Raw genomic sequence first — 7,721 nt, 5'->3', positions numbered from 1 at the left:
TTTTTAATTTTGGGACGAACTCATTTTGATTTACTTAAATGAGATCTCCCGAAGAAATATGTTGAAAACACGTTGCTTGGGAGAATCTCTCAAGCTTTTTTTATTTATATACAATAAATTTAAACGTGGAGGAATATTAATATGAAAAAAATTATTTTGTCTGGAATTTTATTAGGAAGTTTAGCATTGGTAGGTTGTGGAAAAGAAAAGGAAAAAAATATTATAATAGGAACACCATCTAGAATAAAAAAATTAGATCCTATGGTATCTAATGATATTCCTTCACTGCTTGTAACTAATCAAATTTTTGAAACATTTTTATACTACGAAAATAAAGAGTTAAAGTCTAATGTACTTGATAAATACATCTTTGTAAACGACACTTTGGAACTTACTCCAAAAAAAGATTTAAAATTTTCTAATGGAGATTCTGTTACTATTGAAGATTTTAAAAATAGTCTTGAGAGAACTTTAACTCATCCTGGATGCAAATTTCTAACTGGAAATATTGAAACTATAAAGATAAATGGAGATAAAATTGTAATTACTTTTAAAGTTGCTACACCTTCAATTTTAAATAATATGACATATCCAATGATTGTTCTTTTAAAAGAAACTGATAAAGGATTAGTTGGAACTGGTTCTTTCAAATTAGATAAAGAGGATATTGATACCATTGAATTATCACCAAATAATTATTCTAAAAATCCTGGGAAAAATAAAATCATATTTAGAGCTATTCCTGAAGATAATGCTAGAACAATGGCTTTAGAAGCCGAAGAAATCCAAATCAACACCAATGTTCCTCCTGTTGATAAAAAACTAGTAAAAAGCAAAGGAATAGAGGTTATTGAAACGCCCTCTGTAACTACAGAAATGGTTTGGTTTAATAATGAAAAATTAACTTTAGAAGAAAGAGTAAAAATATCTAAAGCAATAAATAAAAGAGATTTAATAGCTACTTCTTTAGAAGGAAGTGGAACTATTGCAACATCTATGATTCCTGAAACTTCGTATGGTTTTTCTCCAAACACAAAGGAAATAGAAGTAGAAGATGTTAAAATAGATCGTACCTTAAAAATTATTTTAAATGATGTTGGAACTAGAAAAACAAATGCTCAAATAATCCAGGCTAATTTAAAAGAAGTTGGAATTGAATCTGAAATTATAATTTTAGATTGGGCTAAATATTTAGATTCTTCAGCTAAAGGGGAGCACGATCTTCTTCTTGGAGGATGGGTTAACGGAACTTTTGATGCTGAAGGAGTTTTATATCCTTTGTTCCACTCTCAAAACGCTCCTGAAGCAGGAAGAAGAACAATGTGTTCGATTCTCTTTTAGAGTCTTCTAGAACTTATGATTTAAAGCAAAGAGAGGAGTATCTAAAAAAAGCTGCTGAGAAATTATACGAAGATTATGCTATTTTACCTCTATATTACCCTAATTACTCTGTAGGAGTTGCAAATAATGTTGTGGGATTTAAAGGAGACGAAAGAGGACTTTATAATTTCTCTCAATTAAATTTTAGAAATTAGATTTTATTTAAAAAAAATGAATAAGAGATGACGTAAGTCTTCTCTTATTCATTTCTATCTTCTTTTAAAATACTGTAAATCAAATGAAGCATCTCTTCACCTTTATAAACTTTTACAAATTTCCCTTCAATCTTCATCCCAGCTCTTTCAGCCACTCTACAAGAGTTAATATTTTCAGGTCTAATTTCAGCAATTACTTTATTAACATGTAAAAAATCAAAAGCATATTTTATACAAGCACTTACACCTTCTGTAGCATAACCAAATCCCCAATATCTCTTATCCAATATATAAGCTACTCCTATATGTTTTTCCCCATTGATATCCTCTATTAAAGGTCCAATTAGTCCAATAATTTTTTTTGTTTCCTTTTCAAAAACAGAAAAATAACTATATCCCTCATTTTTATAACGAACTCTATTTTTTTCAATCCATTCCATAGTTTCTTTTTTAGAAAATCCATGTCCCCATGCATACATAATCTCTTTATCTTTTAAAATGTTATATATTGAATCAAAATCATCTTCAGCAATCTCTCTAAACTTTAATCTTTCACTAATAATTTTGTATTCCTTATCCATCTTTCATCTCCAATTATAGCTTTTTTATTTTTTGCACACATCAATCCATGAAATAAAAGGTGTATATTTTTCTATCTCTTCTATTGTTAGTTCAATTGCACTATTACTGCTTCCACAAGCTGGAAATACTGTTTTAAATCTCTTTAAGGAATCATCTAAATATATATCTATATTTTCATTAATTCCAAATGGACAAACTCCGCCAACATCATGGCCTATAGTCTCTAACACCTCATCAAATTTTAACATTTTAGCTTTGGATTTAAATTGCTCCTTATATTTTGAGTTATCAATTTTTGTATCTCCAGCAGTTACAATTAAAATTGGATTTTCATTAACAACAAAAGAAAGTGTTTTTGCTATTCTACACGGTTCGCACTGTAAAGCTTCAGCTGCTAACTCCACTGTGGCACTTGATACCTCAAACTCTTGAATTCTATTTTCAATTCCAAACTCTTTAAAATACTCTCTAACTTTTTCAATTGCCATTGATCTCCTCCTCACTATTTTTTAGAAATAACTTTATCATAGCAATAAAATGGTTTTTCCTTTCCTAAAAATTCCATTTCCCCAGCTAATTGAAATCCAAATTTTTTAAAAAGAGAGTTCATCTTATCGTTTATTGAATATGTATCCGTTTTGAGGTATGAAACCCCATTTTCCAATGCTAGCTCCTCTGAAAACTTTAATAATGAAAGTCCTACCCCTTGATTTCTAAAGTTTGGATTCACTGCCATTCTATGAACAATCATAGCCTTTTCTAAAGATTGCCAATCAATATGGTCATACTCAGCAGGTTCTATGCAATTTATACAAACAAAGCCTCTTATTTCATCATTTAACTCATCCACATATAAATCACCAGCATCTATGTCTTTTGAAAAGTTTATCGCTTGTGGGTAGCTTTCATCCCACTGAGTATTATTATAAGTTTTCATCTCTTTAATTGTTACTGATATAATCTCCATTATTTTTTGAATATCTATCTCTGTTGCTTTTCTTATCACAATTTTTTCTCCCCTTTAATTATAAGATATTAGAGATTTTAACCCTTTTTCCAATATTTTCATAGTATAAAATTTATAAATAAAAAAATATCCACTACACTCTATCTTGTAGTGGATATTTTATTTTCATAAAATTATATTATTTTTTATAATTAAAATCTGGAATTTGCTCCCATCTTTTTTTCAATGTATGAGCTGCTAATTTTGGTTTTCTTTCTCTTGTAAATATCCCTTTTTTATTTCCTCCAACTTTCATTCATAATTTATCTTTTAAAATTTTTACCTGGATTGAAAATTCATCTACAATAGCTGAAGTTAAAAAAATTGATGAGGATATCATAAAAGAATATTCTAAGCTTTGTCTTTTTCATAATGAAAAATATAATACCTATAGTTTAAATATAAAAAATGCCCTACTTTTTATTGATATAAATAAAGATAACCCTATTAGTTTAAGTGAAGTTGCTGATTTTGTTTCACTTAATCCTGATTATCTTTCAAGATTGTTTAAAAAAGAAGTCGGTATAAATTTTAAAGACTATATTCAAAAAATAAAAGTAGATTTGGCTATAAACTACCTTGAAAATACAAATTTAAAAATATCTGAAATAGCTTTTAAGTTAGATTATTGTAATATTGAAAATTTTTCTAAAATTTTTAAAAAATATCAAAATGTTACTCCAGCTAAATTTAAAAAAACTTGGAAACTTCTAATATAAATAAAAAATAGAGAGGTTTTAATTCCTCTCTATTTTTTTATTTTATAAGTTCTAAATACTTATCTATAACATCTTTTGGTTCTGCCCTTTTTGTATAATCAGCATCTATATAAGCATACACAATAACTCCTGATGAATCTATTATATAAGTTGCAGGAATTGGAAGGAGTCTACTTTTCTTCCCTTGAGATTTTTCTAAATTAATTCCAAATCCATCATAAATATCTTCAATTGTTTCAGTTATATCAAATGTCAGATTTAATTTTTTAGCAAACTTATTATCAATATCTGAAAGAACTTCAAAATTGAGATTTTCGACATTAATAGAACTCTCTGGTCTTTCTGGAGAGATTGCTATCATTTTAATTTTATTTTTATCCTTTAATAACTCATTGTATGTAGATAATTCTAAATTACAATATGGACACCAAGTCCCTCTATAAAAACTTATAATTGCTGGTTGTTTTCCTAAAACATCCATTATAGATACTTTGTCTCCTAAATTATTTAACAAAATAGTATCTTCTATTTTATCTCCAATATTAAATGTCTCTTTTTCTAATTCACTATTTTTTAAACTTTGAGTAGCTTCTAACATTTTAGATAATATTTCTGGACTTATCCTATTTTTAGCTGACTCTCTTCTTTCTGATAATTTTTTTTCAAGAATATTCACCGTTAATCCCCTCTTTAAATTTTTAATTGTACTCTTTTATGCTTTAAGAATAATATAAGATAGGTATAAAAACAATTAGTTACTATTTTGTTACCAGTTACGTAGAAGTAACTAGTTTACAAATTATGTAGCTTTATGATATTCTAAAAGGTAATTATGTTTAAAAGGGGTATTTATTATGAAAAAAATATTAATCTTTAGTTTCTTAATTTCAACTCTAACCTTTAGTAGTGAATCTATTGGAGTTGGTAAAGATGATAAGTACGGATATGAAATAAAATTAAAATTAGAAAAAGATTCAAATGGAAAGATTAAAAATATTGAAATTCTAGAAGACAATACTAAAAAAAGTATTTCTAGAAAAGCACTTCCTAAATTAATAGCTGAAGCAAAAATTAAAAATTCAGCAGATATAGATTCAATTGCTGGAGCCACATACACATCTGATGTTTTTAAAAAGGCTTTAAAAGCTGCTCTTGAAAATACCAAGTAAGCAAAAATAATTTCAAATCAAAAGGTGAATAAATGAGAGAAATAACTTGTCCTTTAGAAGCTGTTTTCTTTATCCTAAGAGGAAAATGGACCCCTATTATTTTATGGAGAATGCGTTTAGGAAACCAACGTCTAACTGATTTAAAAAAAGATATTATTGGTTGTAATGAAAAAATGTTAATCCAACACTTAAATGATATGATTGAACATGGACTTTTAGAAAAAATTGAATATAATGTTTATCCAAAACATACCGAATATAGATTGACCGAGTTTGGAAAAGAGATAATCCCTACTTTTGCAAAATTTCAAGAGTTAGGAATTAAATACTTACAAAAAAGTGCATTATTAACAGATGATAAATAGTATGTTATTCTTAAGTTGAATTAAAACTTAGGAGGAACCTATTATGAAAAAAAATATTTTAGTAACATTAAGTGCTTTATCTATTTCAGCTTTTGGATTTACTTTAGAAAGTAATAGTATAGAAAATGGATATATAAAAGAAAAATATGGTAAACATGGAACTCAAAATCTAAATGGTATGCCTAGTTTATCTTTTCCTTTAGAATGGAAAAATGCTCCTAAAAATACTAAAAGTTATGCTTTAGTTATGGAAGATTTTGATGCTATTCCTGTTACAGGATTTTCTTGGATACATTGGATTGCAATTATTCCTAAAACAACTACTAAACTTCAAGAAAATGCTAGCTTAGAAAATAAAGAGATTATTCAAGGTGTTAATAGCTGGATCTCTTCTATGGGAAGATTAAATAAAAGTGATGCCTCACATTTTGGAGGTCCTGCACCACCAGATACAGATTATACTTATAACATTACTATCTATGCTCTAGACAAAGAGATTAATTTACAATCTGGATTTTATTTAAACGAACTTTATACTAACATGGATGGCCATATTCTTGATAAAGTTACATTAAAAGCTAAATATAAAAAATAAAGAAAGATGAAGTATGCAGTAAATATATGTATACTTCATTTTTTTAATTTTATATATAAAAAAAAGATGTATTTCTACATCTTTTAAAGTTCGTATTGGTACCCCGTAGGGGAATCGAACCCCTGTTTATAGAGTGAAAATCTATTGTCCTTACCACTGAACGAACGGGGCAGGTGATGGTGCGTCATACTGGGCTCGAACCAGTGACAACACGATTAAAAGTCGTGTGCTCTACCATCTGAGCTAATGACGCATATCTTGTTAAATTTTTATTTATTTTTTGGTGGCGGGAGCTGGACTCGAACCAACGACCTTCGGGTTATGAGCCCGACGAGCTGCCAACTGCTCTATCCCGCGATATATTAAATGGTGCCTGGGGCCGGAATCGAACCGGCACGCTATCAGATAGCTCAGGATTTTAAGTCCTGTGCGTCTACCTATTCCGCCACCCAGGCGTCCTAGTTAGAAACTTACATTTCTCTCACGAACAAAATTATTATACCGCATTTTATAAAAAAAGTCAACTATATTTTTTATTTAATTTAAATATTTTATTTATTTTTCTGTTTCTTGATATATAATGTATATAACAATTTAATTATTTTTAAGGAGAATAACATGACTGGAAAAAATAGAAAAGATATTAAAGCAGGATTAAGAGTTATGATAGTAAAAAAAGAAGATCAACGAACTGGAAAGCTTACTGAAGGAGTTGTTAAAGATATTCTTACAAACTCTAGTACACACCCCCACGGAATAAAAGTTAGACTTCAAGATGGAACTGTTGGTAGAGTCCAAGAAATCAAAAGTATTTAAACATAAAAAAACTTAGATTAAGTAATAACTTATACTTAATCTAAGTTTTTCTAATTATATTTTAATTATTTTTCTTAATTTCAAAAATTAACATATGTGAATTTTCTAAAGATTTGATTTCTATTTCTTCATCTCCCATTATAGCTTCATACCTTTTTCCAAGTAATCCATCTATTTCTGTTTCTCCTTCAAAAAATGCTATATAATAACCAAATCCTTTTTTAGGAGAAAATTTTATTTTTTTATCTTTCTCTAAATATAATGCAAATATATTTATATTTTGATTTATTTTTATAGGAGCTTCTTTTTCACCAGAAGCTATCAATAAAAATTTATTTACTCTATCTTCCCATTTAAAATCGACCTGTCCATAATTTGGTTCATAATCCATTTTATTAGGAATTATCCATATTTGAGCAATCTCAACTGACTCATCCTCTTCATTGAATTCTGAATGAGATACTCCACTTCCTGCACTCATATATTGAACAGAACCTTTAGCAACTTTTTTACTCTCATTATTAATACTATCTTTATGAGTTATAACTCCTTTTAATATATAAGTTAATATTTCCATATTTTTATGAGGATGAGTTTCAAATCCTGTGTGTGGAGCTATAATATCATCATTTATAACTCTTAAAGGCCCAATTCCCAAATTATTAGAATCATAGTATTCTGCAAAGGAAAAATGATGAACAGAGTACAACCAATCGTATCTACTTTCACCCATATGACTTTTAAATTTTTTTATTAACATTTTACAAAAAGTGTTCAATTAATATTGAAGCACAATTCTTTCACCTCCATTAAAAATATACATCATTTAAATATTAAAATACTTCTTAAATATTTTTGTATATTATTTTTTAGAGCAATAAATTTACAGCTTTAATCTTTTAATAATTTTTCTATTTTTAATAATAATTTTTCT

The 7,721-nt window shown here is 27.8% G+C and carries 12 protein-coding genes and 4 tRNA genes; 7 read left to right on the top strand and 9 right to left on the bottom strand.

Annotated elements, in window-relative coordinates; genetic code table 11:
* Positions 1-141 precede the first annotated feature (141 nt).
* Together HMPREF0202_RS08620 and HMPREF0202_RS08615 are read left to right on the top strand one after the other, a co-directional pair.
* A complete protein-coding gene (locus HMPREF0202_RS08620; RefSeq protein ID WP_023052429.1) occupies positions 142-1,341 on the top strand; it encodes an ABC transporter substrate-binding protein in 1,200 nt (399 codons plus the stop codon).
* Positions 1,323-1,535, top strand: a complete 213-nt coding sequence (locus HMPREF0202_RS08615; protein WP_023052428.1) for a hypothetical protein — start codon at positions 1,323-1,325, stop codon at positions 1,533-1,535. Before HMPREF0202_RS08620 ends, HMPREF0202_RS08615 begins: the two co-directional genes overlap by 19 nt.
* 44 nt (positions 1,536-1,579) lie before the next feature.
* Here the strand turns inward: HMPREF0202_RS08615 and HMPREF0202_RS08610 are convergent, their stop codons facing one another.
* From HMPREF0202_RS08610 to HMPREF0202_RS08600, 3 genes are read right to left on the bottom strand one after another with little or no spacing between them, the layout of a single operon-like run.
* On the bottom strand, positions 1,580-2,116 hold the full coding sequence (locus HMPREF0202_RS08610; protein WP_023052427.1) for a GNAT family N-acetyltransferase: 537 nt from the start codon (positions 2,114-2,116) through the stop codon (positions 1,580-1,582).
* A 24-nt stretch (positions 2,117-2,140) separates the two neighbouring features.
* Positions 2,141-2,605 carry a YbaK/EbsC family protein gene (locus tag HMPREF0202_RS08605; protein ID WP_023052426.1) on the bottom strand — a complete coding sequence of 155 codons (465 nt, stop codon included), beginning with the start codon at positions 2,603-2,605 and terminating at the stop codon, positions 2,141-2,143.
* A gap of 14 nt (positions 2,606-2,619) precedes the next feature.
* Complete coding sequence (locus HMPREF0202_RS08600) at positions 2,620-3,123, bottom strand: GNAT family N-acetyltransferase (protein WP_023052425.1); 504 nt, start codon at positions 3,121-3,123, stop codon at positions 2,620-2,622.
* A 227-nt stretch (positions 3,124-3,350) separates the two neighbouring features.
* On the opposite strand from HMPREF0202_RS08600, the gene HMPREF0202_RS15675 reads away from it, so the two are divergent.
* On the top strand, positions 3,351-3,842 hold the full coding sequence (locus HMPREF0202_RS15675; RefSeq protein WP_084537665.1) for a helix-turn-helix domain-containing protein: 492 nt from the start codon (positions 3,351-3,353) through the stop codon (positions 3,840-3,842).
* A 37-nt stretch (positions 3,843-3,879) separates the two neighbouring features.
* Here HMPREF0202_RS15675 and HMPREF0202_RS08590 read toward each other — a convergent pair whose 3' ends face one another.
* Positions 3,880-4,518: a peroxiredoxin-like family protein gene (locus HMPREF0202_RS08590; RefSeq protein ID WP_023052423.1), complete on the bottom strand. Its 639-nt coding sequence runs from the start codon at positions 4,516-4,518 to the stop codon at positions 3,880-3,882.
* A gap of 178 nt (positions 4,519-4,696) precedes the next feature.
* On the opposite strand from HMPREF0202_RS08590, the gene HMPREF0202_RS08585 reads away from it, so the two are divergent.
* From HMPREF0202_RS08585 to HMPREF0202_RS08575, 3 genes are read left to right on the top strand one after another with little or no spacing between them, the layout of a single operon-like run.
* Entirely contained in the window at positions 4,697-5,011 is a 315-nt protein-coding gene (locus HMPREF0202_RS08585; RefSeq protein WP_023052422.1) for an FMN-binding protein, read from the top strand.
* A 32-nt stretch (positions 5,012-5,043) separates the two neighbouring features.
* A complete protein-coding gene (locus HMPREF0202_RS08580) occupies positions 5,044-5,376 on the top strand; it encodes a winged helix-turn-helix transcriptional regulator (RefSeq protein ID WP_023052421.1) in 333 nt (110 codons plus the stop codon).
* A 43-nt stretch (positions 5,377-5,419) separates the two neighbouring features.
* Complete coding sequence (locus HMPREF0202_RS08575; RefSeq protein WP_023052420.1) at positions 5,420-5,971, top strand: YbhB/YbcL family Raf kinase inhibitor-like protein; 552 nt, start codon at positions 5,420-5,422, stop codon at positions 5,969-5,971.
* A 96-nt stretch (positions 5,972-6,067) separates the two neighbouring features.
* Here the strand turns inward: HMPREF0202_RS08575 and HMPREF0202_RS08570 are convergent.
* From HMPREF0202_RS08570 to HMPREF0202_RS08555, 4 genes are all read right to left on the bottom strand, one after another.
* Positions 6,068-6,142, bottom strand: a tRNA-Glu gene (locus HMPREF0202_RS08570).
* Positions 6,143-6,148: 6 nt separating this feature from the next.
* A tRNA-Lys gene (locus HMPREF0202_RS08565) sits at positions 6,149-6,224 on the bottom strand.
* A 28-nt stretch (positions 6,225-6,252) separates the two neighbouring features.
* Positions 6,253-6,328, bottom strand: a tRNA-Met gene (locus tag HMPREF0202_RS08560).
* A gap of 10 nt (positions 6,329-6,338) precedes the next feature.
* A tRNA-Leu gene (locus HMPREF0202_RS08555) sits at positions 6,339-6,426 on the bottom strand.
* A 163-nt stretch (positions 6,427-6,589) separates the two neighbouring features.
* On the opposite strand from HMPREF0202_RS08555, the gene HMPREF0202_RS08550 reads away from it, so the two are divergent.
* A complete protein-coding gene (locus HMPREF0202_RS08550; protein ID WP_023052419.1) occupies positions 6,590-6,787 on the top strand; it encodes a YwbE family protein in 198 nt (65 codons plus the stop codon).
* A gap of 61 nt (positions 6,788-6,848) precedes the next feature.
* Here HMPREF0202_RS08550 and HMPREF0202_RS08545 read toward each other — a convergent pair whose 3' ends face one another.
* On the bottom strand, positions 6,849-7,547 hold the full coding sequence (locus tag HMPREF0202_RS08545; RefSeq protein WP_023052418.1) for a pirin family protein: 699 nt from the start codon (positions 7,545-7,547) through the stop codon (positions 6,849-6,851).
* Positions 7,548-7,721 lie beyond the last annotated feature (174 nt).

The sequence above is a fragment of the Cetobacterium somerae ATCC BAA-474 genome (genome assembly GCF_000479045.1).
Classification (GTDB): Bacteria; Fusobacteriota; Fusobacteriia; order Fusobacteriales; family Fusobacteriaceae; genus Cetobacterium_A; species Cetobacterium_A somerae.
The sequence above is the reverse complement of the archived record's forward strand: the minus strand, read 5'-3'. Positions and strand labels throughout refer to the sequence as shown.